26 protein-coding genes are annotated in these 25,596 nt (G+C 60.5%); 24 read left to right on the forward strand and 2 right to left on the reverse strand.

From position 1 onward, the window contains the following. Positions 1-20: 20 nt before the first annotated feature. The 8 genes from KW839_RS19575 to KW839_RS19610 all read left to right on the forward strand — a co-directional run bounded on the left by KW839_RS19575 (position 21) and on the right by KW839_RS19610 (position 7,048). On the forward strand, positions 21-206 hold the full coding sequence (locus KW839_RS19575) for a Trm112 family protein (RefSeq protein ID WP_003179363.1): 186 nt from the start codon (positions 21-23) through the stop codon (positions 204-206). Further along, positions 203-967, forward strand: coding sequence for a 3-deoxy-manno-octulosonate cytidylyltransferase (kdsB, locus tag KW839_RS19580; protein ID WP_060540807.1), 765 nt, complete (start codon positions 203-205; stop codon positions 965-967). The genes KW839_RS19575 and kdsB overlap by 4 nt, the downstream gene beginning before the upstream one ends. Next, positions 967-1,431: a low molecular weight protein-tyrosine-phosphatase gene (locus KW839_RS19585; RefSeq protein WP_218425233.1), complete on the forward strand. Its 465-nt coding sequence runs from the start codon at positions 967-969 to the stop codon at positions 1,429-1,431. The genes kdsB and KW839_RS19585 overlap by 1 nt, the downstream gene beginning before the upstream one ends. Continuing rightward, positions 1,428-2,447 carry a UDP-N-acetylmuramate dehydrogenase gene (gene murB / locus KW839_RS19590; protein WP_218425234.1) on the forward strand — a complete coding sequence of 340 codons (1,020 nt, stop codon included), beginning with the start codon at positions 1,428-1,430 and terminating at the stop codon, positions 2,445-2,447. Before KW839_RS19585 ends, murB begins: the two co-directional genes overlap by 4 nt. 242 nt (positions 2,448-2,689) lie before the next feature. After that, positions 2,690-3,160 carry a (2Fe-2S)-binding protein gene (locus KW839_RS19595; protein WP_218425235.1) on the forward strand — a complete coding sequence of 157 codons (471 nt, stop codon included), beginning with the start codon at positions 2,690-2,692 and terminating at the stop codon, positions 3,158-3,160. Beyond that, on the forward strand, positions 3,157-5,478 hold the full coding sequence (locus KW839_RS19600; RefSeq protein WP_218425236.1) for a xanthine dehydrogenase family protein molybdopterin-binding subunit: 2,322 nt from the start codon (positions 3,157-3,159) through the stop codon (positions 5,476-5,478). Before KW839_RS19595 ends, KW839_RS19600 begins: the two co-directional genes overlap by 4 nt. After that, on the forward strand, positions 5,478-6,461 hold the full coding sequence (locus tag KW839_RS19605) for an XdhC family protein (RefSeq protein ID WP_218425237.1): 984 nt from the start codon (positions 5,478-5,480) through the stop codon (positions 6,459-6,461). Before KW839_RS19600 ends, KW839_RS19605 begins: the two co-directional genes overlap by 1 nt. After that, positions 6,458-7,048 carry an NTP transferase domain-containing protein gene (locus KW839_RS19610; protein WP_060540813.1) on the forward strand — a complete coding sequence of 197 codons (591 nt, stop codon included), beginning with the start codon at positions 6,458-6,460 and terminating at the stop codon, positions 7,046-7,048. Before KW839_RS19605 ends, KW839_RS19610 begins: the two co-directional genes overlap by 4 nt. A 116-nt stretch (positions 7,049-7,164) precedes the next feature. Here KW839_RS19610 and rne read toward each other — a convergent pair whose 3' ends face one another. Next, positions 7,165-10,413, reverse strand: coding sequence for a ribonuclease E (rne, locus tag KW839_RS19615; protein ID WP_218425238.1), 3,249 nt, complete (start codon positions 10,411-10,413; stop codon positions 7,165-7,167). A 700-nt stretch (positions 10,414-11,113) separates the two neighbouring features. On the opposite strand from rne, the gene rluC reads away from it, so the two are divergent. Genes rluC through KW839_RS19630 form a run of 3 tightly spaced genes read left to right on the forward strand, consistent with a single transcriptional unit; the run spans position 11,114 to position 13,739 of the window. Next, a complete protein-coding gene (rluC, locus tag KW839_RS19620; protein ID WP_060540815.1) occupies positions 11,114-12,076 on the forward strand; it encodes a 23S rRNA pseudouridine(955/2504/2580) synthase RluC in 963 nt (320 codons plus the stop codon). Beyond that, positions 12,063-12,725, forward strand: coding sequence for an HAD-IA family hydrolase (locus KW839_RS19625; protein WP_060540816.1), 663 nt, complete (start codon positions 12,063-12,065; stop codon positions 12,723-12,725). The genes rluC and KW839_RS19625 overlap by 14 nt, the downstream gene beginning before the upstream one ends. Positions 12,726-12,749: 24 nt before the next feature. Further along, a complete protein-coding gene (locus KW839_RS19630) occupies positions 12,750-13,739 on the forward strand; it encodes a S49 family peptidase (protein WP_218425239.1) in 990 nt (329 codons plus the stop codon). A 131-nt stretch (positions 13,740-13,870) separates the two neighbouring features. On the opposite strand, the gene KW839_RS19635 is transcribed toward KW839_RS19630, so the two are convergent. Next, entirely contained in the window at positions 13,871-14,449 is a 579-nt protein-coding gene (locus KW839_RS19635; RefSeq protein WP_218425240.1) for a nucleoside triphosphate pyrophosphatase, read from the reverse strand. Between the two features lie 106 nt (positions 14,450-14,555). Here KW839_RS19635 and KW839_RS19640 point away from each other — a divergent pair, with 106 nt between their 5' ends. The 13 genes from KW839_RS19640 (at position 14,556) to KW839_RS19700 (ending at position 25,523) form a co-directional block, all read left to right on the forward strand. Next, on the forward strand, positions 14,556-15,083 hold the full coding sequence (locus KW839_RS19640) for a YceD family protein (protein WP_008050439.1): 528 nt from the start codon (positions 14,556-14,558) through the stop codon (positions 15,081-15,083). Positions 15,084-15,096: 13 nt separating this feature from the next. Next, on the forward strand, positions 15,097-15,279 hold the full coding sequence (rpmF, locus tag KW839_RS19645) for a 50S ribosomal protein L32 (RefSeq protein ID WP_003179396.1): 183 nt from the start codon (positions 15,097-15,099) through the stop codon (positions 15,277-15,279). A 4-nt stretch (positions 15,280-15,283) separates the two neighbouring features. After that, positions 15,284-16,294, forward strand: a complete 1,011-nt coding sequence (gene plsX / locus KW839_RS19650) for a phosphate acyltransferase PlsX (RefSeq protein WP_256352751.1) — start codon at positions 15,284-15,286, stop codon at positions 16,292-16,294. 126 nt (positions 16,295-16,420) lie between these two features. Further along, the gene (gene fabD / locus KW839_RS19655) at positions 16,421-17,359 is read left to right on the forward strand and encodes an ACP S-malonyltransferase (protein WP_060540820.1); all 939 of its coding nucleotides are present in this window, start codon (positions 16,421-16,423) and stop codon (positions 17,357-17,359) included. A 16-nt stretch (positions 17,360-17,375) separates the two neighbouring features. Continuing rightward, positions 17,376-18,116, forward strand: coding sequence for a 3-oxoacyl-ACP reductase FabG (gene fabG / locus KW839_RS19660; RefSeq protein WP_060540821.1), 741 nt, complete (start codon positions 17,376-17,378; stop codon positions 18,114-18,116). 196 nt (positions 18,117-18,312) lie between these two features. Then, positions 18,313-18,549, forward strand: coding sequence for an acyl carrier protein (gene acpP / locus KW839_RS19665; protein WP_007987170.1), 237 nt, complete (start codon positions 18,313-18,315; stop codon positions 18,547-18,549). Positions 18,550-18,659: 110 nt separating this feature from the next. Next, the gene (gene fabF, locus KW839_RS19670) at positions 18,660-19,904 is read left to right on the forward strand and encodes a beta-ketoacyl-ACP synthase II (protein ID WP_060540822.1); all 1,245 of its coding nucleotides are present in this window, start codon (positions 18,660-18,662) and stop codon (positions 19,902-19,904) included. Beyond that, positions 19,904-20,719, forward strand: a complete 816-nt coding sequence (pabC, locus tag KW839_RS19675; RefSeq protein ID WP_218425241.1) for an aminodeoxychorismate lyase — start codon at positions 19,904-19,906, stop codon at positions 20,717-20,719. Before fabF ends, pabC begins: the two co-directional genes overlap by 1 nt. A gap of 3 nt (positions 20,720-20,722) precedes the next feature. Beyond that, positions 20,723-22,000, forward strand: coding sequence for an endolytic transglycosylase MltG (gene mltG / locus KW839_RS19680; protein ID WP_060540824.1), 1,278 nt, complete (start codon positions 20,723-20,725; stop codon positions 21,998-22,000). A gap of 19 nt (positions 22,001-22,019) precedes the next feature. Beyond that, a complete protein-coding gene (gene tmk / locus KW839_RS19685) occupies positions 22,020-22,652 on the forward strand; it encodes a dTMP kinase (RefSeq protein ID WP_218425242.1) in 633 nt (210 codons plus the stop codon). Continuing rightward, entirely contained in the window at positions 22,645-23,631 is a 987-nt protein-coding gene (locus tag KW839_RS19690; protein WP_218425243.1) for a DNA polymerase III subunit delta', read from the forward strand. The genes tmk and KW839_RS19690 overlap by 8 nt, the downstream gene beginning before the upstream one ends. A 68-nt stretch (positions 23,632-23,699) precedes the next feature. Continuing rightward, positions 23,700-24,491: a TatD family hydrolase gene (locus KW839_RS19695; protein ID WP_218425244.1), complete on the forward strand. Its 792-nt coding sequence runs from the start codon at positions 23,700-23,702 to the stop codon at positions 24,489-24,491. Between the two features lie 393 nt (positions 24,492-24,884). Next, positions 24,885-25,523, forward strand: coding sequence for a TetR/AcrR family transcriptional regulator (locus KW839_RS19700; protein WP_008031613.1), 639 nt, complete (start codon positions 24,885-24,887; stop codon positions 25,521-25,523). Positions 25,524-25,596 lie beyond the last annotated feature (73 nt).

Raw genomic sequence — 25,596 nt, forward strand, 5'->3', positions numbered from 1 at the left:
TTTTTATCCAGGGAATGCTCATGGACACCAAATTGCTCGACATCCTCGCTTGCCCGGTCTGCAAAGGCCCGCTCAAACTCAGCGCCGACAAGACCGAGCTGATCAGCAAGGGCGCCGGCCTGGCCTACCCGATTCGTGACGGCATCCCGGTGATGCTCGAATCCGAAGCGCGCACCCTGACCACCGATGAGCGTCTGGATAAATGACCACCGCCTTTACCGTCGTCATTCCGTCGCGTTATGCCTCTACCCGTCTGCCGGGCAAGCCGCTGCTGCTGATTGCCGGCAAGCCGATGATCCAGCACGTCTGGGAGCAGGCGAGCAAAAGCAGTGCCGAGCGTGTGGTCGTGGCCACGGACGATGCGCGAATAGTCGAGGCCTGCAAAGGTTTCGGCGCCGAAGTGGTGCTGACCCGAGAAGATCACAATTCCGGTACCGATCGCCTGGCTGAAGTGGCGTCGAAGCTGGGACTGGCCGCCGATGCCATCGTGGTCAACGTTCAGGGCGACGAGCCGCTGATTCCGCCGAGCGTGATCGATCAGGTGGCCGCCAACCTGGCTGCCCACACCGAGGCGCGCATGGCCACGTTGGCCGAGCCGATCGAAGACGTGGAAACCCTGTTTAATCCCAACGTGGTCAAGGTCGTCAGCGACCTCAACGGGCTGGCACTGACGTTCAGTCGCGCTACCTTGCCCTGGGCGCGGGATGCCTTCGCGAAAAGCCGCGAGCAGCTGCCGGAAGGCGTGCCGTATCGCCGCCATATCGGCATCTATGCCTACCGCGCCGGTTTCCTGCATGACTTTGTCAGCTGGGGCCCGTGCTGGCTGGAAAACACCGAATCGCTGGAGCAGCTGCGTGCCCTGTGGCACGGTGTGCGGATTCACGTCGCCGATGCATTGATCGCGCCGCCAACCGGCGTTGATACCGTTGAAGACCTCGAGCGCGTTCGTCGCTTGCTGGAGGCCTGATGCGGGTTCTGTTTGTCTGCCTGGGCAACATCTGCCGTTCTCCCACGGCCGAAGGGGTGCTGCGGCATAAGCTGCGCGAAGCGGGGCTGGCCACGCAGGTCGAAGTCGCTTCCGCCGGCACCGGCGACTGGCACGTCGGCAAGGCACCGGACAGGCGCAGCCAGGCGGCGGCAAAGCTGCGTGGCTACGATTTGTCTGCCCAGCGTGCCCGGCAAGTGAGCCGCGCCGATTTCGCCACGTACGACCTGATCCTGGCGATGGATAACAGCAACCTGCGCAACCTCAAGGCCTTGCAGCCGCCCAAGGGCAAGGCTGAGCTGGATTTGTTCCTGCGCCGTTATCAGTCGCAAATCGATGAAGTCCCGGACCCGTACTATGACGGCGACCAGGGTTTTGAGCAGGTGCTCGACTTGATCGAGCGCGCCAGCGATCTGTTGGTGATCGAATTGAAGGGACGGTTATGAGTTTGCAGGTTCGGTCACAGGTTTCGCTCAAGCCGTTCAACAGCTTTGGCGTGGACGTCCAGGCGCGCTGGTTTGCCGAGGCCCATAGCGACGCGGATGTGCGCGAAGCCCTGGCCTACGGGCTGGAACACAAGGTGCCGGTGCTGGTCATCGGTGGCGGCAGCAACTTGTTGCTGACCGCCGATATCGAGGCGCTGGTGTTGCGCATGGCCACGCGCGGGATTAGCGTATTGAGCGATGACGGCAGCAAGGTGGTGATTGAAGCGCAGGCGGGCGAGCCTTGGCATCCGTTCGTCCAGCACACCCTGGCACAGGGGTTGTCCGGCCTGGAGAATCTAAGCCTGATCCCGGGTACTGTTGGCGCGGCACCGATGCAGAACATCGGTGCCTATGGCGTCGAGATCAAGGATGTGTTCGCCGGCCTTACTGCTCTGGATCGCCATAGCGGCGAGCTGCGCGACTTCAGCCTGGAGGAGTGTAACTTCGCCTACCGCGACAGCCTGTTCAAACAGGACCCGGGACGCTGGTTGATCCTGCGTGTGCGTTTCACCCTCGACCGCGCTGCACATTTGCACCTGGAGTACGGCCCGGTGCGTCAGCGCCTGACCGAGCAAGGCATCGAGCATCCCACCGCCAGCGATGTCAGCCAGGCGATCTGCAGCATTCGCAGCGAAAAGCTTCCAGACCCGGCCGTGCTTGGCAATGCCGGCAGCTTCTTCAAGAACCCCCTGGTGTCCGGCGCACTGGCCGCACGTCTGAAGGGTGAATACCCCGACCTGGTGGCCTATGCCCAAGCCGACGGGCAGATGAAACTGGCCGCTGGCTGGCTGATCGAACGGGCCGGGTGGAAAGGCTTCCGCGAAGCCGACGCAGGCGTACACAAGTTGCAGGCGCTGGTGCTGGTCAACTATGGCGATGCGACCGGTCTGCAGTTGCTGGACCTTGCGCAGCGCATACAGAAAGACGTTGCAGATCGTTTCCAGGTCGAATTGGAAATGGAGCCTAATCGGTATTGAGGCTAAGCTCTCAAGACTGATCCAAAAGCCCTGCACAAACTCAATTGTGCAGGGCTTTTTTGTTAATACCGGGTTAATCCGGCGACCTGACGATCAAGCATTTGCTCTACCAAAGGCCCGGTCCGGACGAGTTCGTCCGTACAAGAGAGCCCATCAGCCTGAGTCGATCTGCGATAACCGAACCGCTTGGCAAAAGCGGCAGATTGCTCGACCCCATAACCTCATACTATGCGGGCGTGCCCATGATTACCCTGAAACTCAACGGTCAAGACCATTCGCTCGACGTCACCGAAGACATGCCGCTGCTCTGGGCAATCCGCGACGTGGCCGGTTACAACGGCACCAAGTTCGGCTGCGGTCTTGGTCTGTGTGGCGCCTGTACCATTCATATCGAAGGCGCTCCGGCGCGCAGTTGCATCACGCCGATCGGCTCGGTAGTGGGGCAGAACGTCACCACCATCGAAAACCTGAACGCCGATCCGGTCGGTAAAGTCGTACAGCAAGCCTGGCTCGACACGGCGGTTGCCCAATGCGGTTTCTGCCAGGGCGGGCAAATCATGTCGGCCACTGCACTGCTCAAAACCAACCCGAACCCTAGCGACGCACAGATCGAAGAGGCGATGGTTGGCAATATCTGTCGCTGCGGCACTTACAACCGCATCAAGACCGCTATCCGTCAGGCCTCCACCCACCTGAAGGAGGCCAAGGCATGAATCGGTTGCCAAATGATTTCGCCCTGAGCAATCTCAGTCGTCGCGGTTTCCTCAAAGGCGTGGGCGCTACCAGTGCGCTGGTCATCGCCGCAAGTTGGGGTTGGCAGGATGCGTTTGCCGAAGAAAAAGACAAGAAGTTCGGCGCCGAAGGTATGCCCCATGGCTGGGTCGATGATCCCAAGGTCTACGTCAGCATCGCCGCCGATGGCACGGTGACGGTGGTCTGCAACCGTTCGGAAATGGGTCAGGGCGTGCGCACCAGCCTGACCATGGTGGTGGCCGATGAGCTGGAGGCCGATTGGGCCCGGGTCAAAGTGCAACAGGCACCGGGCGACGAGGTACGCTTCGGCAACCAGGACACTGACGGCTCGCGCAGCATGCGCCACTGGTACGAGCCGATGCGCCGCTGCGGTGCCGCTGCGCGAAGCATGCTGGAGCAGGCCGCTGCCGATCAGTGGAAAGTGCCTGTCGGTGAGTGCCATGCGCAACTGCATAAAGTCATTCACAAACCGAGCGGTCGTGAACTCGATTACGGTGTTTTGGCCGCCGCTGCCGGCGCCTTGGCCGTACCGCCCCGTGACAGCTTGAAACTCAAGCAAGCCTCGGAGTTTCGCTACATCGGCAAGGAAGGCACCAAAGCCATCGACGGCGAGGACATCGTCAACGGCCGCGCGGTGTACGGCGCCGATGTGCATTTCGACGGCATGTTGTTCGCCACCATTGCCCGGCCTGCGGTGTATGGCGGCAAGGTCAAGACCTTCGATGCCAGTGCGGCGATGAAAGTCCCTGGTGTGGTCAAGGTGCTGCAGATTGAAAGTCGGCCACTGCCATCGGAGTTTCAGCCCCTGGGTGGTGTCGCCGTGGTCGCGAGCAATACCTGGGCGGCGATCAAGGGTCGCGAGGCACTGAAGATCGAATGGGATGACGGTCCCAATGCCAGTTACGATTCGATTGCCTACCGCAAGGAGCTTGAAGCCTCCTCGCTCAAGCCCGGCAAAGTGGTGCGCAACACCGGCAATATCGACGAGGCCATGAACAGCGCGGCCAGTACGTTGGAGGCGTCCTACTATCTGCCACACCTGTCGCAATCGCCGATGGAACCGATGGTCGCCATCGCGCGGTACAAGGACGGGGTTTGTGAGGCCTGGGGTCCCAGTCAGGCGCCGCAGGTCAGCCGCACGCGCATTGGCGAACGTCTGGGTATCCCATTTGATAACGTAACGCTCAATGTCACGCTGCTGGGCGGCGGTTTCGGGCGCAAGTCCAAACCCGATTTCATCATTGAAGCGGCCATCCTTGCCAAGGAGTTCCCCGGCAAGGCGGTGCGGGTGCAATGGACCCGTGAAGACGACATCCACTGTTCCTACTTCCATACAGTGTCGGCCGAATACCTCAAGGCCAGCCTGAACAAGGATGGCCTGCCATCCGGCTGGTTGCACCGTACGGTGGCGCCGAGCATCACCGCGCTGTTCGCGCCGGGCATGAACCACGAGGCCGCCTTCGAGCTGGGCATGGGCTTTACCAACATGGCGTATGCGATTCCCAACATTCGCCTGGAAAACCCTGAAGCGACGGTGCACACGCGGGTCGGCTGGTATCGCTCGGTGTCGAACATTCCCCACGGCTTCGCGATTCAGAGCTTCATCGATGAACTGGCGCACAAGGCCGGGGAAGATCCGCTCAAGTACCAGATCAGACTGCTCGGCCCGGACCGTAAGATTGATCCACGTACCTTGAGCGAGGAGTGGAACTACGGCGAGTCTCCCGAGCGTTACCCGATCGATACCGCTCGCCTGCGCACGGTGTTGGAAACCGCGGCCAAAGCCGCCGGTTGGGGGCGCGAGCTGCCCAAAGGTCGAGGCTTGGGCCTGGCGGTGCATTACAGTTTCGTCACCTATGTGGCGGCGGTGATCGAAGTCGAAGTCAAGGACGACGGTACCTTGATCGTGCACAAGGTGGACATCGCCGTCGATTGCGGGCCGCAAATCAATCCCGAGCGCATTCGCGCGCAATTCGAGGGCGCCTGCGTCATGGGCCTGGGTAACGCGGTGCTGGGGGAAATCAGCTTCAAGGATGGCAAGGTCCAGCAAGACAACTTCCATATGTACGAAGTGGCGCGCATGTCCCTGGCGCCAAAAGAAGTTGCCGTGCATCTGGTGACTCCACCGGGCGATGTGCCGCTGGGTGGTGTCGGCGAACCGGGAGTGCCACCGATTGCGCCGGCATTGTGCAATGCCATTTTTGCCGCCACCGGCAAACGCATCCGTGATCTGCCGGTGCGTTATCAGCTGTCGGGCTGGCAAAAGGCGCAGGCTTGATGGACAGCGCCGACCTGAATGTCCTGCGCAGCGTGCTGCAATGGCGCCGTGCCGGGCAGCGCGTGATGCTGTACAGCGTGGTCGAAACCTGGGGCACCGCGCCCCGGGCGCCGGGGGCGATGCTGGCCTTGCGTGAAGACGGTGTGGTGATCGGGTCGGTCTCCGGCGGTTGTGTCGAGGATGACCTGATCGCCCGCCTGCACGACGGGCGAATTACCCCGGATGGGCCGCCGGTGGAGCTGATCACCTACGGCGTGACCCGCGAGGAGGCCGCTCGATTCGGTCTGCCTTGCGGTGGCACCTTGCGCCTGACCGAGGAGCGTATCGGCGAGGCCGATTGGGTCGAGCAATTGCTGGCCCGTTGCGAGGCCCATGAAATTGTTGCCCGTGAGCTGAACCTGGCGACGGGCGAAGTGGTATTGCAGCCCGCTGGCAAAACCGACCTGTTGACCTTTGACGGCCAGACCTTGCGTGCAATCTACGGTCCGCGCTGGCGTCTGTTGCTGATCGGTGCGGGGCAGTTGTCCCGATACGTCGCCGAAATGGCGCGATTACTCGATTTCGAGGTGCTGATCTGCGATCCGCGCACCGAGTTTGTCTACGGCTGGGAAGAACAGCACGGTCGTTTTGTCTCGGGCATGCCCGACGAGGCGGTGCTGAATATCCAGGCCGATGAGCGCACGGCCATCGTGGCACTGACTCACGACCCGCGCCTGGATGATATGGCGTTGCTCACGGCGCTCGACTCCAGGGCGTTCTACGTCGGCGCATTGGGTTCGCGGGTCAACAGCCAGAAGCGCCGGGAAAATCTGGCTCAACTGGGCTTGTCGCCACAGGCCATTGATCGTTTGCATGGGCCGATCGGTTTGCACATCGGCAGCCATAACCCGGCGGAAATAGCCCTGTCGCTAATGGCGGAAATCGTGGCGATCAAAAATGGTGTCGAACTGAAACAGAAGAAACCGTTGCAGGAGCGTGTATGACCGAATCCATCGGCGTCATTGTGTTGGCAGCGGGGCAGGGCAGTCGCTTTCGTCAGGTTGCCGGAGCCGACAAGGACAAATTACTGGCCGATTGCCCCGGTCGCGACGGTGCAGTTCGATCTGTCATCGAGCACGTTCTGAGGAATCTGCCACCCGCTCTCGACAAGCGTGTGCTGGTAACTACTGCTGATCGTCCGCAGGTCATTCGCATGGCCCAGGCCTATGGCTGCGAAATTGTGTTGATCGAATCGTCCGGCATGGGCGACAGCATTGCTGCGGGCGTCGCTGAGTGCGCGCAACTCGATGGCTGGTTGATGGTGCTGGGGGATATGCCATTTATTCTGCCGTCCAGCGTCGAGCAAGTGCTGGTGGGGATTAGCCACGACAGTATCAGCGTGCCGGTACAGAATGGTGAGTACGGGCATCCGGTCGGGTTCGGGCGCGACTTTGCCGCAGGATTGATGGCGCTGTCGGGAGATCGTGGCGCCAAACCGCTGTTTGCGCAGGGGCGGGTGGTAGAGGTGGCAGTGGATGACCCGGGAGTGCTATGGGACGTGGATGTCCCGGAAAAGCTGACCTTCCTGTAAACACCGAATCCCTGTAGGAGCGAGCAGGGGGGATTCGCGGTGAATGTGTGGACGAATTGCATCATAAAAAAGCCCCGCCTGGGTCACCAGGCGGGGCTTTTTAGTGGCCGATGGAATCAGACGAGAGGTTTAGGCTCGTGTTCTTTTTCCAAGGCTTGTTCCTGTTGCTCTACCGCTTCCTGAACGGAGCGAGGTGCTTCGTCGATCACCGACTCAACAGCGGCTTCTGCAACCGGGGCAGGTGCTGCCTCGACCACTTCGGCAACCGGTGCTGCAGCGCCAGCCAGTTCGGCTTCCTTCTGCAGGCGTTCAGCTTCACGCTTGCGGCGACGCACTTCACGCGGATCGTTAGGTGCACGGCCGCTTGGCGTCAGGGCGCTGGCAGGGGCTGCTTCGGCCACAGGTGCTGGAGCTTCGGCAACAACCGGCGCTTCGACGACTGGCGCTTCAATCGCTGGTTCTGGTGCTGGAGCCGGCTCGGCAGCGGCAACCACAGGCTCGGAGACCATGGCTTGAGCTACTTCGGCCTCTGCAACCGGCGCAGGCGCTGGCGTTTCGGCTACGGCAGGCTCAGCCACCCAGTTGAACGCGGTCTGCTCTTCGCGAACTTCACGCACAGTCTCGGTCACGGTTTCAGTCACGGTCTCGACAACCGGTTCTGCAACCACGGCAGGTGCTTCAACCACTGGAGCTGGCTCGGCGGCGGCCTCGACCACAGGTTGTGCCTGAGGTGCAGGGGCGACTTCGATTTCCGGCGATGCGGTCACTTCTACCGGCGTAGTCGCTTCAACGACTGGCGCTTCGACCGGAGCGGTTTCCTGGGTAGAAGCAGTGGCGCGTTCGGCTTGCTCGTTAGCCTGGGCTTCGGCTGGCGCGCTGATCACGCTGCTGGCAACAGCGGCGGTAACAGCCAGGCCGGCGGCCAGATCGGCAGTGCTTGGCGCTTCGCTGGTGGCGGCGGTTTCGCTGGCTTCGCCGGACTCGGATTCTTCCGAACCCTCAATCACGTTGCCATTGGCATCACGTTGACGCTCGCGACGGTTGCTGCGACGACGCTGGCCACGGGAGCGGCGGCGTGGACGATCGCCTTCGGCGCTGTCCTGACCGTCTTCCTGCAGTTGCTCTTCGGTTGTGGTCAGTTCTTCTTCGGCGACGGCAGCAGCGGCTTGTTCGGCACGTGGCTGACGCTCTTCACGCGGTGGGCGTGGAGCACGTTCTTCACGTGGCTGACGGGCTGGACGCTCTTCAGCGACAACAACGGCGGCGGCAACGGCCGGAGCGGCATCCAGAGGCTCGCGCAGTTCGCGCACGCGCTCTTCACGCTCGCCACGTGGCTTGCGGTCTTCACGCGGGGCACGCGGAGCACGCTCTTCACGCGGAGCGCGTGGTGCGCGTTCTTCACGGGCTACTGCCGGAGTCTCTTCACGGGTCTCGCGAGGCTCGCGAACTTCCCGTGGCTGACGCTCTTCGCGTGGCTCACGTGGTGCGCGTTCTTCACGCGGTGCACGTTCTTCGCGAGGCTTGCGCTCTTCGTCGCGGCGACCGTTACGGTTGCGGCTTTGCTGACGACCGTTGCGACGCTCTTCGTTGCGGGCCGGACGCTCGCTCGCCGGTTTTTCAACCACAACCGGAGCCGCAGGCTCTTCCTTGGTGGCGAACAGGCTGACCAGGGACTTCACCAGGCCTTTGAACAGGCTTGGCTCCGGCACGGTGGCCGGTGCAGCAACCGGGGCAGCAACGACTTCAGTCGGAACAGGAGCGTTGGCGCGGGCCGGCGCGGTCTTGACCGCGGCTTCCTGGCGAACCAGGGTACGGGTCGCGGCAGCTGGCTGGACTTCTTCGACTTCGGCAGCGGCAGCGGCGATTTCGTAGCTGGACTGGTTGGTGGCAGCTTCCGGGCTGTCGTCACGCAGGCGCTGAACTTCGAAGTGCGGCGTTTCCAGGTGATCGTTCGGCAGGATGACGATACGGGCACGGGTGCGCAGTTCGATCTTGGTGATCGAGTTGCGTTTTTCGTTGAGCAGGAACGCAGCGACCGGGATCGGCACCTGGGCGCGAACTTCGGCGGTGCGGTCTTTCAGGGCTTCTTCTTCGATCAGGCGCAGGATCGCCAGGGACAGCGATTCAACGTCACGAATGATGCCGGTGCCGTTGCAACGCGGGCAAACGATGCCGCTGCTTTCGCCAAGCGATGGGCGCAGGCGCTGACGGGACATTTCCAGCAGGCCGAAGCGCGAGATGCGACCGACTTGTACGCGAGCGCGGTCGGCTTCCAGGCATTCGCGGACTTTCTCTTCCACGGCGCGCTGGTTCTTGGCAGGGGTCATGTCGATGAAGTCGATGACGATCAGGCCGCCGATGTCGCGCAGGCGCAACTGACGGGCGATTTCTTCGGCGGCTTCAAGGTTGGTCTGCAGTGCGGTCTCTTCGATGTCGCTGCCTTTGGTGGCGCGCGCCGAGTTGATGTCGATGGACACCAGGGCTTCGGTCGGATCGATGACGATGGAACCGCCGGAAGGCAGCTCGACGACGCGCTGGAAAGCGGTCTCGATCTGGCTTTCGATCTGGAAACGGTTGAACAGCGGAACGCTGTCTTCGTACAGCTTGATCTTGCTGGCGTACTGCGGCATCACCTGGCGGATGAAGGTCAGGGCTTCGTCCTGGGCTTCAACGCTGTCGATCAGCACTTCGCCGATGTCCTGGCGCAGGTAATCGCGGATGGCGCGGATGATCACGTTGCTTTCCTGATAGATCAGGAATGGCGCGGAGCGATCCAGCGACGCTTCTTTGATGGCGGTCCACAGTTGCAGCAGGTAGTCGAGGTCCCACTGCATTTCTTCGCTGCTGCGGCCAAGGCCGGCAGTGCGCACGATCAGACCCATGTCGGCCGGGGCAACCAGGCCGTTCAGCGCTTCGCGCAGTTCATTGCGCTCTTCGCCTTCGATGCGACGGGAGATACCGCCGGCACGCGGGTTGTTCGGCATCAGCACCAGGTAACGACCGGCCAGACTGATGAAAGTGGTCAGGGCTGCGCCCTTGTTGCCACGTTCCTCTTTTTCCACCTGAACGATGACTTCCTGGCCTTCGCTCAGGACGTCCTTGATGTTGACGCGGCCTTCAGGGGCTTTCTTGAAGTATTCGCGGGAGATTTCTTTGAGGGGCAGGAAGCCGTGGCGCTCGGAGCCGAAATCGACAAAGGCAGCCTCAAGGCTTGGTTCGATGCGAGTAATCCGGCCTTTATAGATGTTGGCCTTCTTCTGCTCGCGTGCACCGGATTCAATGTCCAGGTCGTAGAGGCGCTGGCCGTCTACCAGTGCAACACGCAACTCTTCGGGTTGAGTTGCGTTAATCAGCATTCTTTTCATGTAGTACCGTCGGTTTCCGGGCTGCCGGAAACGGCGTTCGGCACACACGACTTCTCATGGTCGGTGTCAGGTGCGTCGGGAGTGGTTGGCCATTCCCGTGTCCAGCGATGTCCGGCCAATGTGGGCCTTCGTCGCGACGTACGCGTCCTGCTTGCTGTGGCTACTTAAGCACTCAGTCAGGAGGAGGAATCAACCGGCGGCTGTGGACGAGATGAAGCGTCTTGATAAAGCCTATTGCTACACAGTCCAGCGGTTGTGCATCTCCACCCTACACGTATCCCTGATAATTCGGGTGCTGCCGCGCGCAGAATCCGCAGCGGGTTGGCATTTACCGTGAGCTCCGAAAGGGGAGGTCACGCATCATGGCTAATTTAGGCGTTGTTTCCGAAGCATTCGCTCGGGGTCATCAGCAGCTGACTGCACTTTGTGAACTGGCCGTGAATATTGGCTCGCAAGGGAGTGGAAACTCTGCTTTACGGCTTGATTCAGGCCTCATGTCACCTGCGCTCGTTACACCTGCAAACTCCACCGTTACGTAGCGAAAGCCCCGTAGGACGGCCTCGCGTCCTGGTGAATTGCGTTGGTCAGGGTCGGTTTTTGACCGTTGTACCACTGTCCAGGCCGCTTTTGGCGGCGTTCGCGACTATAGCAGCAATGATTAAGTGCTTCAATTCCATAAAAAATTGTTATCATTCGCGGCATGACGACGACTACCCCCCCGACTCCAGGCGTACAACTGCTTGAGGTCTCGCCGGAATATGCCGGCCAACGCATTGATAACTTCCTTCTCGCCCGGCTCAAAGGCGTGCCCAAGACCTTGATTTACCGCATTTTGCGTAAAGGCGAAGTGCGCGTGAACAAGGGGCGGATCAAGCCCGAGTACAAGCTTCAGGCCGGCGACATCGTGCGCGTGCCGCCGGTTCGCGTGCCTGAGCGAGACGAGCCGGTGCCGCTGGCACAAGGCCTGCTGCAGCGCCTCGAGGCCTCGATTGTCTACGAAGACAAGGCGCTGATCGTGATCAACAAGCCTGCCGGCATCGCTGTCCATGGCGGTAGCGGCCTGACGTTCGGTGTCATCGAAGCTTTCCGTCAGTTGCGCCCTGATTGCAAGGAACTCGAACTGGTACACCGTCTCGACCGTGACACGTCCGGCCTGCTGATGATCGCCAAGAAGCGCAGCATGTTGCGCCACTTGCACACCGCGTTGCGCGGTGATGGCGTCGACAAGCGCTACATGGCACTGGTCCGTGGCAATTGGGCAAGCTCGATCAAGCAAGTCCGTGCAGCGCTGGGCAAGAGCAATCTGCGCTCCGGCGAGCGCATGGTCGAGGTCGACGAAGAGGAGGGCAAGGAGTCCGTGACCGTGTTCAAGGTCCTGCGTCGCTTCGGTGACTTTGCCACCTTGATCGAAGCCAAGCCGATTACCGGCCGGACTCACCAGATCCGTGTGCATACCTTGCACGCCGGGCATTGCATCGCTGGCGATACCAAATACGGCGAAGAGGGTTTCAGCAAGGAGATCCGCGATCTGGGCGGCAAGCGCCTGTTTCTGCACGCCTACATGCTGACCGTACCGTTGCCGGATGGTGGCGAACTGAAGCTTTCGGCGCCAGTCGACGAGATGTGGGCCAAGACCGTGGAGCGATTGAGTGCGCCCATCTGACTACAAGCTGCTGATTTTCGATTGGGACGGCACCCTGGCTGATTCCATTGGTCGGATTGTCGAGGCGATGCACGTGGCATCCGAGCGTTCGGGGTTTGAGTTGCGCGATGATTTTGCCGTCAAGGGCATCATCGGCCTGGGTCTGCCGGAAGCCATCCGCACGTTGTATCCCGAAATCGGCGATACCGAGCTTGTAGCGTTCCGCCAGCACTATGCCGACCACTACATCGCCTCGGAGGCGGTGCCTTCGCCTTTGTTTGAAGGTGTGGTCGAGTCGCTCGAGGCGTTCAGGGAGGAGGGGTATCATTTGGCAGTGGCGACGGGCAAGGCTCGTCGCGGTCTGGATCGGGTGCTGAAATCCCATGGCTGGGAAAATTATTTCGATATCACCCGCGCGGCGGACGAAACCGCCAGCAAGCCCCATCCGTTGATGCTTGAGCAGATCCTCGCCCATTGCGAGGTTCGCCCGGAGCAGGCGTTGATGGTCGGCGATTCATCGTTCGATTTGCAGATGGCGCGTAATGCCGGCATGGATTCGGTGGCGGTCAGCTATGGCGCTCAATCGATCGAGGCGCTGAAGCTGTTCGAGCCGCGTCTGGCCATTGACCGTTTTTCACAATTGCATGCCTGGCTGAGTCAGCGGGCTTAATACGTTTTTGCAGGGGTAGATGGCATGGCCGACGAATGGAAGGCGCCCGCCGAGGCGAGCGCAGAGAGCGGTGACGAGAAAAGCTGGAAGCTGCTGGAAAAGACGCTGCTGGCCAGTGTGCAGGAGCAGCGCAGGTCTCGGCGCTGGGGGATTTTCTTCAAGTTGTTGACCTTCGTGTACCTGTTTGGCGCGCTGCTCCTGTTCACGCCGTTGATGGACATGGAAAAAGCCGCGACGCGCAGTACCAACTACACGGCGTTGATCGATATCACCGGCGTGATCGCCGACAAGGAACCGGCCAGTGCTGACAATGTCGTCGGCAGCCTGCGAGCGGCCTTCGAGGATAAAAAGGTCAAGGGTGTCATCCTGCGCATCAACAGCCCGGGTGGCAGTCCGGTGCAGTCGGGTTATGTCTACGACGAGATCCGCCGTCTGCGCGCCCTGCATCCGGACATCAAGCTGTACGCGGTGATTTCCGATCTGGGGGCTTCCGGCGCTTACTACATCGCCAGTGCGGCAGATCAGATCTACGCCGACAAGGCGAGCCTGGTGGGCTCCATTGGCGTGACGGCGGCCGGTTATGGTTTTGTCGGAACCATGGAGAAGCTTGGCGTCGAGCGCCGCACCTACACCTCTGGCGAGCACAAGTCGTTCCTTGATCCCTTCCAGCCGCAAAAGCCTGAAGAGACCGCATTCTGGCAGGGCGTGCTCGACACCACCCATAAGCAGTTCATCAACAGCGTCAAGGTGGGGCGTGGCGATCGCCTGAAGGACAAGGAGCATCCGGAGCTGTTCTCCGGCCTGGTCTGGTCGGGGGAGCAGGCGCTGCCGCTGGGGCTGATCGATGGCATGGGCAATGCCAGTTCGGTTGCGCGGGATGTGATCGGCGAGAAGGAATTGGTGGACTTCACTGTCCAGGAGTCGCCTTTCGATCGCTTCTCGAAAAAACTCGGGGCCAGCGTGGCTGAGCATCTGGCAATGTGGATGGGGTTTAACGGTCCGTCGCTGCGCTGATTTTTCGAATGTACAAAAAAACCGGCCATTGCCGGTTTTTTTGTCATCTCACGTAACCCTGCGGGAGCTGGCTTGCCGGCGATCAGGCTACAAGTAGGATCGCCAGCAAGCTTGCCTGCAAGGTGGGGTGATCAGGGGATTTGCACGCCCTCTGCGAGCAGCATGTCGATCAAGCGAATCAGCGGCAGGCCGATCAGGCTGGTGGCATCAGGCCCTTCGGTGCTCTGAAACAGGCTCACGCCCAATCCTTCGGCCTTGAAGCTGCCAGCGCAGTCGTAGGGCTGTTCTGCGTGCAGATAGCGCTCGATGCGCGCCGCGTCGAGCGTGCGCATGTGTACCGTGAATGGAATGCAGTCGACCTGGCAGTGGCCGGTCTGGCTGTTCAGCAGCGCCAAACCGGTGAGGAAGGTCACGCTGGTGCCGCTGCTGGCCAACAGTTGTTCCCGGGCTTTTTCGAAGGTGTGGGGCTTGCCGATGATGCAGTTGCCCAGTGCCGCGACCTGATCGGAGCCGATAATCAGATGAGCGGTATGGCTGTCGGCCAGTGCCCGTGCTTTCTGCTCGGCGAGGCGTTTGACCAGGTCGATGGCAGGCTCGTCAGGTCGATGGCTTTCATCGATGTCAGGCGAGCTGCAAGTGAATGGCAGCTGCAAGCGGGCCAGTAATTCCCGGCGGTACGCCGAGCTGGAAGCAAGTAATAAAGGCAGCATTGCACGTCTCCATAAGGCAGGCGCGAATTCTAGCGGGGCTTGCAAGTGACGGACAGGGCTGAATTTCCTTTGACATGGGCGGGGGCATCCCTATAATGCTGCGCCTATGTTGAATGACCCGATTCCACCTCACGTTGACCCGCGCAAATTGGCTGATCGTGGCACCACCCTTCAAGGTGAAATGCTGCTGGCCGATTTGGAGAGACTCTGCGACCCGCTTTCCGACAATGTCGGTACGGTGCAGGCGAAATTCGTTTTTGAACGAGATGAACGTAAATCTGTGGTCATCCACAGTTTTATCGACACTGAAGTCAAAATGGTTTGCCAGCGTTGTCTTGAGCTGGTCACCCTGCCGATCCATAGCGAATGCAGTTACGCTGTGGTGAAGGAGGGTGCGAATACCCAGTCGTTGCCGAAAGGTTATGACGTGCTGGAACTGGGCGAAGATCCATTGGATCTGCAGTCACTGATCGAGGAGGAGCTTCTGCTCGCCTTGCCCATTGTGCCTGCTCATCATCCGGAAGAATGCCAGCAGCCGGCGGGTCTCGATGAGCCCGAACCGAGCGAGGACGAGGTAACGCGGTCCAACCCGTTCAGTGTATTGGCGCAGTTAAAGCGTGACCCAAACGTTTAGGAGTTAATCAATTATGGCTGTTCAGCAGAACAAAAAATCCCGCTCCGCCCGTGACATGCGCCGTTCGCACGACGCTCTCGAGGCTAGCACCCTGTCTGTAGAAAAAACCACCGGTGAAGTTCACCTGCGTCACCACGTATCGCCAGAAGGCGTATACCGTGGCCGTAAAGTGATCGACAAGGGCGCTGACGAGTAATCACTTGTCCGCTCAAGTCATCGCGATTGACGCAATGGGCGGGGACTTCGGTCCCCGCAGCATTGTTCAGGCCAGCCTTGCTTGCCTGTCTGCTACCCCCTCGCTGCACCTGACCCTCGTCGGTCAACCCTCCCTCCTTGAAGAATTGATCGCAGGCCATTCGGCTGTGGATCGCGCACGCCTGTCGATTGCCCCCGCGAGTGAAGTCATAGGCATGGACGAAAAGCCTGCCCAGGCCTTGCGTGGCAAGCCTGATTCGTCGATGCGCGTGGCACTTGAGTTGCTGCGTGATGGCAAAGCTCAGGCCTGTGTCAGTGCTGGTAATACCGGGGCGCTGATGGCGCTGTCGCGGTTCGTGCTCAAGACTTTGCCGGGCATCGACCGGCCGGCCATGGTTGCGGCGATTCCGACAGAGAAAGGCTTCTGCCAGTTGCTCGACCTGGGCGCCAATGTCGATTGCACTGCCGAGCATCTGCTGCAATTTGCGGTGATGGGGTCGGTAGCGGCGCAGACCCTGGGCATCGCTAGCCCGCGGGTGGCGTTGCTGAACATTGGTACCGAAGACATCAAGGGCAATCAGCAGGTCAAGCTGGCGGCAACGTTGTTACAGAATGCCAAGGGCATCAATTACATCGGTTTTGTCGAAGGTGACGGCGTCTACCGGGGCGAAGCGGATGTGGTGGTGTGTGACGGTTTCGTCGGTAACATTATGCTCAAATCCAGCGAGGGCCTGGCGACCATGATTGCCGGGCGCATCGAAGCCTTGTTCAGGCAAAACCTCGCATCGCGCATGGTGGGGGCGCTGGCCTTGCCGCTGATGAAGCACTTGCAGGCCGAACTGGCGCCTGCGCGACACAACGGCGCCAGTTTCCTCGGCTTGCAGGGGATCGTGGTGAAGAGTCACGGTGCTGCCGGCGTCCAGGGATTTCAAAGTGCCATCCAGCGCGCGCTGATTGAAATTCAGGAGAACCTTCCGGAGCGGCTTCACGGTCGTCTGGAGGATTTGTTGTCTTAGGCGTTTTTGTCGGACAATGCTTAAATGTGACCGCTCGACTGATCGGGCCATCCAACTGTCAGTTTCTTGCGTCCCCTCAAGGCGGACGTCATTTCTCCGACGACAAGATCATTAGGGGCTTGTTACATGTCTGCTTCCCTCGCATTCGTCTTTCCAGGACAGGGTTCGCAGTCCCTCGGCATGCTCGCCGAGCTGGGCGCACAACATCCGGTAGTCCTCGAAACATTCAAAGAAGCTTCCGATGCTCTGGGTTACGACCTGTGGGCACTGACCCAGCAAGGTCCGGAAGAGCAACTCAATCAAACCGACAAAACCCAGCCGGCCATTCTGACCGCCTCGATCGCCCTGTGGCGTCTGTGGCTGGCACAAGGCGGGGCGCGCCCGGCTTATGTCGCCGGTCACAGCCTGGGCGAATACAGCGCGCTGGTTGCCGCAGGCAGTCTGAGCCTGGGTGACGCGGTGAAGCTGGTCGAGCGTCGCGGTCAACTGATGCAGGAAGCTGTTCCTGCCGGGCAGGGCGGCATGGCCGCTATCCTCGGTCTGGAAGACGCTGACGTATTGGCAGCCTGCGCCGAAGCGGCGCAAGGCGAAGTGGTCAGCGCGGTCAACTTCAACTCCCCGGGCCAGGTGGTTATCGCCGGTGCCAAGGCTGCTGTCGAGCGTGCCATCGAGGGTTGCAAGGCCCGTGGTGCCAAGCGCGCCATGCCGCTGCCGGTCAGCGTGCCGTCCCATTGCGAGCTGATGCGTCCCGCTGCCGAACGTTTCGCCGAGTCGATCGCTGCGGTCGATTGGCAGGCGCCACAGATTCCCGTGGTCCAGAACGTCAGCGCCGCGGTGCCGGCCGATCTGGAAACCCTCAAGCGCGACCTGCTTGAGCAGTTGTACAAGCCCGTGCGCTGGGTCGAATCCGTCCAGGCGCTGGCCGCCAAGGGCGCGACCAATCTGGTCGAGTGTGGCCCGGGCAAGGTGCTCGCCGGTCTGAACAAACGCTGCGCCGAGGGCGTATCGACATCCAACCTCAATACCCCAGACGCCTTCGCTGCCGCTCGTGCAGCGCTGGCCTGAATCAGGAGAAGCTTGCATGAGTCTGCAAGGTAAAGTTGCACTGGTCACCGGTGCAAGCCGCGGTATCGGCCAGGCTATCGCGCTGGAACTGGGTCGTCAGGGCGCCATCGTCGTGGGGACTGCGACGTCTGCGGCGGGTGCCGAGCGCATCGCCGCAACCCTGAAGGAAAATGGCATCCAGGGCACTGGCCTGGAACTCAATGTCACCAGCGACGAGTCCGTGGCGGCTGTCCTGGCAAGCATCCAGGAGCAGTTCGGTGCGCCGGCGATCCTGGTCAATAACGCCGGTATCACCCGTGATAACCTGATGATGCGCATGAAAGACGACGAGTGGCATGACGTTGTCGATACCAACCTGAACAGTCTGTTCCGCCTGTCCAAGGGCGTTTTGCGCGGTATGACCAAGGCGCGTTGGGGCCGAATTATCAGTATTGGCTCGGTAGTGGGTGCCATGGGCAACGCAGGCCAAGTAAACTACGCTGCCGCCAAGGCCGGTCTGGAAGGTTTCAGCCGTGCGCTGGCGCGTGAAGTCGGTTCGCGTTCGATTACGGTCAACTCGGTGACTCCAGGGTTCATCGACACCGATATGACCCGTGAACTGCCTGAAGCGCAGCGTGAAAGCCTGACAGCGCAGATTCCGCTGGGCCGTCTGGGACAAGCTCAAGAGATCGCGTCCGTGGTCGCTTTTCTTGCTTCCGACGGTGCGGCTTACGTGACTGGGGCTACAATCCCGGTGAACGGCGGGATGTACATGTAATTCAAATGTGACGGATTGCTTCAAAAAAATGTCATACGAGCTGTCTAAAATCCGTTATAAAGCTGCAATCTATTTATAGGCAGAGGGTCGCAGGGTTCGAGGAGTGAAGCTTTCAGTTGAAAAGCTGAAAAGTCTTTCTATACACTTACCCACTGGCCAGCTGCCTGAATTTGTCCATTAGGAGTGAAAACAAGGTATGAGCACCATCGAAGAGCGCGTCAAGAAAATCGTTGCTGAGCAACTGGGCGTTAAAGAAGAAGAAGTGGTCAACACTGCTTCCTTCGTTGAAGACCTGGGTGCCGACTCCCTTGACACCGTTGAGCTGGTGATGGCTCTGGAAGAGGAATTCGAGACCGAAATCCCTGACGAAGAAGCTGAGAAGATCACTACTGTACAAGCTGCAATCGACTACGTTACTGCCCACCAGGCGTAATAGTTTGTAATCGTTGCTCGCTGTCATGGAAAAACCGCACTGCCATCATGGCGTGCGGTTTTTTCTTTAGGCCTGATGCAAAGTCGTCATTTGAAAAAAAGGAGAGTGCTGTGTCGCGTAGACGCGTCGTAGTCACCGGTATGGGTATGTTGTCGCCACTGGGCACGGATGTGCCGAGCAGTTGGCAGGGCATTCTGGCTGGCCGCAGTGGCATTGGTCTGATCGAACACACCGACCTTTCTGCCTATTCCACCCGTTTTGGCGGCTCGGTAAAGGGCTTCAATGTCGAGGAATACCTGTCGGTCAAGGAAGCCCGCAAGCTCGACCTGTTCATTCAGTATGGTCTGGCGGCAGGTTTTCAGGCGGTACGTAACTCCGGTCTGGAAGTCACCGACGCCAACCGCGAGCGTATCGGTGTAGCCATGGGCTCGGGTATTGGCGGTCTGACCAATATCGAAGAAACCAGCCGCACCCTGCATGAAACTGGCCCACGGCGGATTTCTCCGTTCTTCGTGCCAGGCTCGATCATCAATATGATTTCCGGTTTCCTGTCCATCCACCTGGGTGCACAGGGGCCTAACTACGCGATCGCCACCGCTTGTACCACCGGCACGCACTGCATCGGCATGGCTGCCCGTAACATCATGTACGACGAAGCCGACGTGATGATTGCCGGCGGTTCCGAGATGGCGGCTTGCGGCCTGGGCATGGGCGGCTTCGGCGCCTCGCGTGCTCTGTCGACACGCAACGACGAACCGACCCGCGCCAGCCGTCCCTGGGACAAGGGCCGTGACGGCTTCGTGCTGTCCGACGGTGCCGGGGCGCTGGTTCTGGAAGAGCTCGAACACGCCAAGGCTCGCGGCGCGACCATCTATGCCGAGCTGATCGGTTTTGGCACCAGCGGCGATGCGTTCCACATGACTTCGCCACCGGCCGATGGCGCAGGGGCTGCCCGCTGCATCACCAACGCGTTGCGCGATGCCAGGATCAATAGCGATCAGGTCCAGTACATCAACGCCCATGGCACCTCGACCCCGGCCGGCGATCTGGCCGAAGCCAGTGCGATCAAGTCGGTATTCGGTGATCACGCCTACAAGCTGGCCGTCAGCTCCACCAAGTCCATGACCGGTCACCTGCTGGGTGCGGCGGGCGCGGTCGAAGCGATCTTCAGCGTGCTGGCGATCAATGGCCAGGTAGCTCCGCCGACCATCAACCTCGATGAGCCTGACGAAGGCTGTGACCTTGATTTCGTGCCGCACACGGCGCGCAACATGGATATCGATGTGGTGGTGTCCAACTCCTTCGGTTTTGGCGGCACTAACGGCTCGCTGGTGTTCCGCCGGTTCGCAGGCTGATGGACAGCTGGGTCGACGGTCAGCCGGCTGACGCTTTGTCGCTGAAGGATCGCGGCCTGGCTTATGGCGATGGTCTGTTCGAGACCATCGCTGTGCGCCACGGGCAGCCATTGTTGCTGGACCGTCACCTGGCGCGCCTGGCCGATGGCTGTTCGCGTCTGGCGATTGCCACTGATCAGGAGCTGATCCGCAGCGAACTGCTGGCCTACGCCGCGGCATTGGGCGATGGGGTACTCAAGCTCATTGTTACCCGCGGCGACAGCCTTCGCGGTTACGCCCCTGATCCTTCGGCCCAGGCCCGGCGCATTCTGTTGGGCGGTCCTGCGGCTGCCTATCCTGCTGCACATGGGGAGCAGGGCGTTCGTTTGTTCCCCTGCACCACGCGACTCTCCAGACAACCGCTGCTCGCCGGCCTCAAGCACCTGAATCGTCTGGAGCAAGTTATCGCCCGTTCCGAATGGCAGGACACCGAGCATGCCGAAGGCTTGATGCTCGATCAGGCCGGGCGGGTGATCGAAGGCGTATTCAGCAATCTGTTCATAGTGCGCGATGGCGTATTGATTACACCCGACCTCAAGCGCTGCGGCGTGGCGGGGGTGATGCGGGCAGAAATTTTGTTTCAAGCCGAGTCGTCGGCAATCCCGGTGCAAATCACCGATATCCCCCTTGAACAGCTGCAATGGGCTGACGAAGTCTTTGTCTGCAACAGCGTTTATGGTATTTGGCCGGTACGCGCCTATGCTGCTCTTCACTGGCCGGTTGGGCCGCTCACCCGTAAACTCCAAACCATTGCCCGTGCGCTACTGGATGCTTGATACGTGAGACGTAAACTCTTGCTGCTGCTGGAAACCGGAGTGGTTCTGGCGGGGCTGCTGCTGGGCACTTGTGCCTGGAAAATTCATTCGGCGCTGGTACAGCCGCTGAACATTGCTCATGAACAATTGCTGGACGTGCCCAAGGGCACCACGCCAACCCGTACCCTCTATCGACTCGAAGCCAATGGCGTCATCAAGGACGCATTCTGGCTGCGCGTTTATTGGCGCTTCAACCTCGCCAGGCAGCCGCTGCACAGCGGCGAGTACCGCATGCAACCCGGCATGACCGTCGAAGGGCTGATCGAGTTGTGGAAGCGCGGGGAAATGGTTCAGTACAGCCTGACCCTGGTCGAAGGCTGGAATTTCCATCAGGTACGCGCGGCATTGGCCAGGGAAGCAAAGATCGAGCAGACCCTCAACGGTTTGAGCGATAGCCAGGTCATGGACAAGATCGGCCATGCCGGAATTTTCCCGGAGGGACGCTTCTTCCCTGATACCTATCGATTCGTGCGCGGCATGTCCGACGTCGAGTTGTTGAAACTTGCCTACGAGCGACTCGATGACGTGCTCGCCAAGGAGTGGGCGCAGCGCTCGGCAGACGTGCCGTACACCGAGCCCTATCAGGCCTTGATCATGGCCTCGCTGGTTGAGAAGGAGACCGGCGTGCCGCAGGAGCGCGGGCAGATTGCCGGGGTGTTTGTGCGGCGCATGGCCCTGGGCATGCTGCTGCAGACTGACCCGACGGTGATCTACGGCCTCGGCGACCGCTACAATGGCCGGTTGACCCGGGCTCACCTCAGGGAGTCCACGCCTTACAACACCTACATGATTGCCGGTCTGCCGCCGACCCCGATCGCCATGGTCGGTCGTGAAGCGATCCACGCGGCGCTCAATCCGGTGGATGGCACCAGCCTTTACTTTGTGGCGCGCGGTGATGGCAGCCACGTGTTCTCCGATGATCTGGACGCGCACAACAACGCAGTGCGCGAATACCAGCTCAAGCGCCGCGCCGATTACCGCTCCAGCCCTGCGCCGATTTCCGTACCCGAGACGCCGGCTGAACCGCCTGCGCCAGATGCAACCCGGGAGGCCACGGCTGCGCAGCCCGAGGCTGCGCAAGCAGAGACGCCGCAAGCTGAAATGCCGATTCCGGCCGCTTCACCGAACCCCGCTGTGCAGGACGTGCCACCAGTGCCGCCGCAAGAACCCGCGCCCGCACCTGAGGCCTCTGCACCCGATGCAGCCCCGGCCGATGCAACCGCGCCGCAAAGCCCGCAATGACTCTGATCAAGGACTGCCTGTGACTGGCTTGTTTATTACTCTGGAAGGGCCGGAAGGCGCCGGCAAAAGCACCAATCGCGAATACCTGGCCGAGCGTTTGCGCGCCGCCGGTATCGAGGTGGTGCTGACCCGTGAACCGGGTGGCACCCCATTGGCCGAGCGCATTCGCGAGGTCCTGTTGGCCCCGGTCGATGAGGTGATGAACCCGGACACCGAGTTGCTGCTGGTGTTCGCCGCCCGTGCCCAACACCTGGCACAAGTGATTCGCCCGGCGCTGGCCCGCGGCGCCGTGGTCCTGTGTGACAGGTTCACCGATTCGACCTATGCCTACCAGGGTGGCGGTCGTGGCTTGTCGCTCGAGCGCATCGCCACCCTGGAGACTTTCGTGCAGGGTGATCTGCGCCCGGACCTGACGCTGATTTTCGATCTGCCCGTGGAAGTGGGACTGGCCCGCGCGAGCGCCCGTGGTCGCCTGGATCGCTTCGAACTCGAAGGCCGGAGCTTTTTCGATGCGGTACGCGGTGCCTTTCTCAAGCGTGCCGAGGCGGACCCGGCGCGCTATGTGCTGGTCGATGCCGCGCAACCGCTGACGCAGGTTCAGCGATCGCTGGATACCTTGCTGCCACGCTTGTTGGAGTTGACTCGTGGCTGAGGCCTATCCGTGGCAGGACACGCTCTGGCAGCAACTGGCTGGCCGGACCCAACACGCGCACGCTTACCTGCTGCATGGCCCGGCCGGGATTGGCAAGCGGGCGTTGGCCGAGCGCCTGATGGCCAGCCTGCTGTGCCAGCGTCCGAATGCGCTGGACGCCTGTGGCGAATGCAAATCCTGCCTGCTGTTGAAGGCCGGCAGTCACCCTGATAACTACATCCTGGAACCGGAAGAAGCGGACAAGGCGATCAAGGTCGACCAGGTTCGCGACCTGGTCAGCTTCGTGGTGCAGACCGCGCAGTTGGGCGGACGCAAGGTAGTGTTGATCGAGCCGGTCGAGTCGATGAACATCAACGCCGCCAACGCCTTGCTCAAAAGCCTTGAAGAACCCTCCGGCGATACCGTGTTGCTGCTGGTCAGTCACCAGCCGAGCCGCTTGCTGGCGACCATCAAGAGTCGCTGTGTGCAACAGGCCTGCCCCCTGCCAAGCCAGGCCATGAGCCAGGCCTGGCTTGGCAGGGCATTGCCGGACTGTTCTGCAGAAGAACGCGTTGAATTACTGACCCTGGCGGCGGGTTCGCCATTGGCCGCGGTCAATCTGCAGGCTCAGGGCGTACGCGAGCAGCGGGCGCAGGTGGTCGAGGGCGTGAAGAAACTGCTGAAGCAGCAGCAATCGCCAACGCAACTGGCCGAAGGCTGGAATGCGATTCCCTTGCTGCTGCTGTTCGACTGGTTCTGCGATTGGTCGAGCCTGATTCTGCGTTATCAGCTGACCCAGGATGAAGATGGCCTGGGACTGGCGGACATGCGCAAGGTGCTCCAGTACCTGGCGCAGAAAACCGCCCAGGACAAAGTGCTGAATATCCAGGACTGGATTCTTGCCCAGCGCCAGAAAGTCTTGAGCAAGGCCAACCTCAATCGCGTGCTGTTGCTCGAAGCCCTGCTGGTGCAATGGGCGTCCTTGCCGGCCCAGAGATGATCGACTGCGCGTAGACTCCAGGTAACAGATCACCCGTCCCACTCATTCGATGCAAGTTGCAGACCCTTATGCTCGTAGATTCCCATTGCCACCTTGATCGTCTCGACCTAGCCGCCCACAACGGCTCCCTGGATGCCGCGCTGGATGCGGCTCGCCAGCGCGGGGTAGGGCACTTCCTGTGTATCGGCGTCAGCGCCGACAACGCCGCCGACGTTAAAGCGCTGGCCGAGCGTTACGACGATGTCGACTGTTCGGTCGGCGTCCATCCGCTGGATGTGCAGCCGGGTGCCGCGCCCGCGCTGGATTGGCTGTTGCAGGAGCTCAATCACCCGCGAGTGGTGGCGATCGGCGAAACCGGCCTGGACTATCACTACGAACCGGAAGCGGCGCAGCTGCAGCAGGAGTCCTTTCGCCTGCACCTGGAGGCCGCGCAGCAGACCGGCAAGCCAGTGATCATCCATACCCGTGGCGCCCGCGCGGACACCTTGGATCTGCTGCGTGAGGCGGCGCTGCCCCAGGCGGGCGTGCTGCATTGTTTCACCGAAGACTGGGAGATGGCCAAGGCCGCGCTGGATATGGGTTATTACATTTCCCTGTCCGGTATTGTCACTTTCCGCAATGCCGACGCGTTGCGCGATGTGGCAAGCAAGGTGCCAGCCGACCGTTTGCTGGTCGAAACCGACTCGCCCTACCTGGCGCCGATACCCTATCGCGGCAAACCGAACCTGCCGCAGTACGTGCGTGAAGTAGCGGAATTTCTGGCAATGTTGCGTGGTGAACCGTATGAGCGATTTGCCGAGCAGACCACGGCGAATTTCAGACGGCTGTTTCCATTGGCGCATGTGAAGGCGTTGGCTTGAGGTTGTAAGAAGATCGCAGGCTGCGCAGCTCCTGCAGGGGCTTTGGGTTAAATCGCAGGCAAAAAAAACCCGGGTTCTGGGGGGTGAATCCGGGTTAAGACCATTAGGAGTAAAACAAAGGCACGCGGTCCGTTGGTACCTTTATCGGCGTGACACTTGGGGGAGATGCCCCACCGACAGTTGAAGTATTGATCAGTATTGCGCCGAGTCCAGTTCGTCGGTCGCGGTTTTTAAACAAATTTGGAATACGGGCGCTTCGGAAGAGTTCTCATCAACTCGCCAGCCTGCGCGAAATGCTCATGAAACACATATATGCTCGGATGATCCGTGCATTTTTGCGCAAGTTAGGCATAATACGCGGCTTCGAATTTTGACCCCGACAGACCTTTTCTTATGCATAAAGAACCTCGTAAGGTCCGTGAGTTTCGCCGCCGCGAGCAGGAAATTCTCGATACCGCGCTCAAGCTGTTCCTCGATCAGGGTGAAGACAGTGTCACCGTCGAGATGATTGCTGATGCCGTCGGTATTGGCAAAGGCACCATCTACAAGCACTTCAAATCCAAGGCCGAGATCTATCTGCGCCTGATGCTCGATTACGAGCGCGATTTGAACGAGCTGCTGCATTCGGCCGACGTCGACAAGGACAAGGAAGCGCTGTCGCGCGCCTACTTCGAATTTCGCATGCGCGATCCGCAACGTTATCGACTGTTCGATCGCCTGGAAGAAAAGGTGGTCAAGGGCAATCAGGTACCGGAGATGATCGAGGAACTGCACAAGATTCGCGCCTCCAACTTCGAGCGCCTGACCCTGCTGATCAAGGGTCGCATCAGTGAAGGCAAGCTCGAAGACGTACCACCTTACTTCCACTACTGCGCTTCCTGGGCGCTGGTGCACGGTGCGGTGGCGCTGTATCACTCGCCGTTCTGGAGCAATGTGCTGGAAGATCAGGAAGGTTTCTTCCAGTTCCTGATGGATATCGGCGTACGCATGGGCAACAAGCGCAAACGCGATACCGACACTCCGAGCAGCTGAGTCATTCAGTTGCCTTATGGCGCCATGATATTCACGCCATGGCGCCGTGCAGCAGGAATATACTCAGGCATGG

Origin of the sequence: Pseudomonas sp. PDM31, assembly GCF_019218965.1 — a bacterium.
GTDB lineage: Bacteria > Pseudomonadota > Gammaproteobacteria > Pseudomonadales > Pseudomonadaceae > Aquipseudomonas.

What these genes read in the sequence shown, in the direction of transcription:
- rne (WP_218425238.1), bottom strand. Translation starts at nt 10,413, where the DNA reads ATGAAAAGAATGCTGATTAACGCAACTCAACCCGAAGAGTTGCGTGTT.
- fabG (WP_060540821.1), top strand. Translation starts at nt 17,376, where the DNA reads ATGAGTCTGCAAGGTAAAGTTGCACTGGTCACCGGTGCAAGCCGCGGT.
- KW839_RS19605 (WP_218425237.1), top strand. Translation starts at nt 5,478, where the DNA reads ATGGACAGCGCCGACCTGAATGTCCTGCGCAGCGTGCTGCAATGGCGC.
- acpP (WP_007987170.1), top strand. Translation starts at nt 18,313, where the DNA reads ATGAGCACCATCGAAGAGCGCGTCAAGAAAATCGTTGCTGAGCAACTG.
- KW839_RS19575 (WP_003179363.1), top strand. Translation starts at nt 21, where the DNA reads ATGGACACCAAATTGCTCGACATCCTCGCTTGCCCGGTCTGCAAAGGC.
- KW839_RS19640 (WP_008050439.1), top strand. Translation starts at nt 14,556, where the DNA reads ATGTTGAATGACCCGATTCCACCTCACGTTGACCCGCGCAAATTGGCT.
- pabC (WP_218425241.1), top strand. Translation starts at nt 19,904, where the DNA reads ATGGACAGCTGGGTCGACGGTCAGCCGGCTGACGCTTTGTCGCTGAAG.
- KW839_RS19610 (WP_060540813.1), top strand. Translation starts at nt 6,458, where the DNA reads ATGACCGAATCCATCGGCGTCATTGTGTTGGCAGCGGGGCAGGGCAGT.
- KW839_RS19595 (WP_218425235.1), top strand. Translation starts at nt 2,690, where the DNA reads ATGATTACCCTGAAACTCAACGGTCAAGACCATTCGCTCGACGTCACC.
- KW839_RS19600 (WP_218425236.1), top strand. Translation starts at nt 3,157, where the DNA reads ATGAATCGGTTGCCAAATGATTTCGCCCTGAGCAATCTCAGTCGTCGC.
- kdsB (WP_060540807.1), top strand. Translation starts at nt 203, where the DNA reads ATGACCACCGCCTTTACCGTCGTCATTCCGTCGCGTTATGCCTCTACC.
- rluC (WP_060540815.1), top strand. Translation starts at nt 11,114, where the DNA reads ATGACGACGACTACCCCCCCGACTCCAGGCGTACAACTGCTTGAGGTC.
- KW839_RS19630 (WP_218425239.1), top strand. Translation starts at nt 12,750, where the DNA reads ATGGCCGACGAATGGAAGGCGCCCGCCGAGGCGAGCGCAGAGAGCGGT.
- KW839_RS19635 (WP_218425240.1), bottom strand. Translation starts at nt 14,449, where the DNA reads ATGCTGCCTTTATTACTTGCTTCCAGCTCGGCGTACCGCCGGGAATTA.
- rpmF (WP_003179396.1), top strand. Translation starts at nt 15,097, where the DNA reads ATGGCTGTTCAGCAGAACAAAAAATCCCGCTCCGCCCGTGACATGCGC.
- KW839_RS19585 (WP_218425233.1), top strand. Translation starts at nt 967, where the DNA reads ATGCGGGTTCTGTTTGTCTGCCTGGGCAACATCTGCCGTTCTCCCACG.
- fabD (WP_060540820.1), top strand. Translation starts at nt 16,421, where the DNA reads ATGTCTGCTTCCCTCGCATTCGTCTTTCCAGGACAGGGTTCGCAGTCC.
- KW839_RS19695 (WP_218425244.1), top strand. Translation starts at nt 23,700, where the DNA reads ATGCTCGTAGATTCCCATTGCCACCTTGATCGTCTCGACCTAGCCGCC.
- murB (WP_218425234.1), top strand. Translation starts at nt 1,428, where the DNA reads ATGAGTTTGCAGGTTCGGTCACAGGTTTCGCTCAAGCCGTTCAACAGC.
- KW839_RS19700 (WP_008031613.1), top strand. Translation starts at nt 24,885, where the DNA reads ATGCATAAAGAACCTCGTAAGGTCCGTGAGTTTCGCCGCCGCGAGCAG.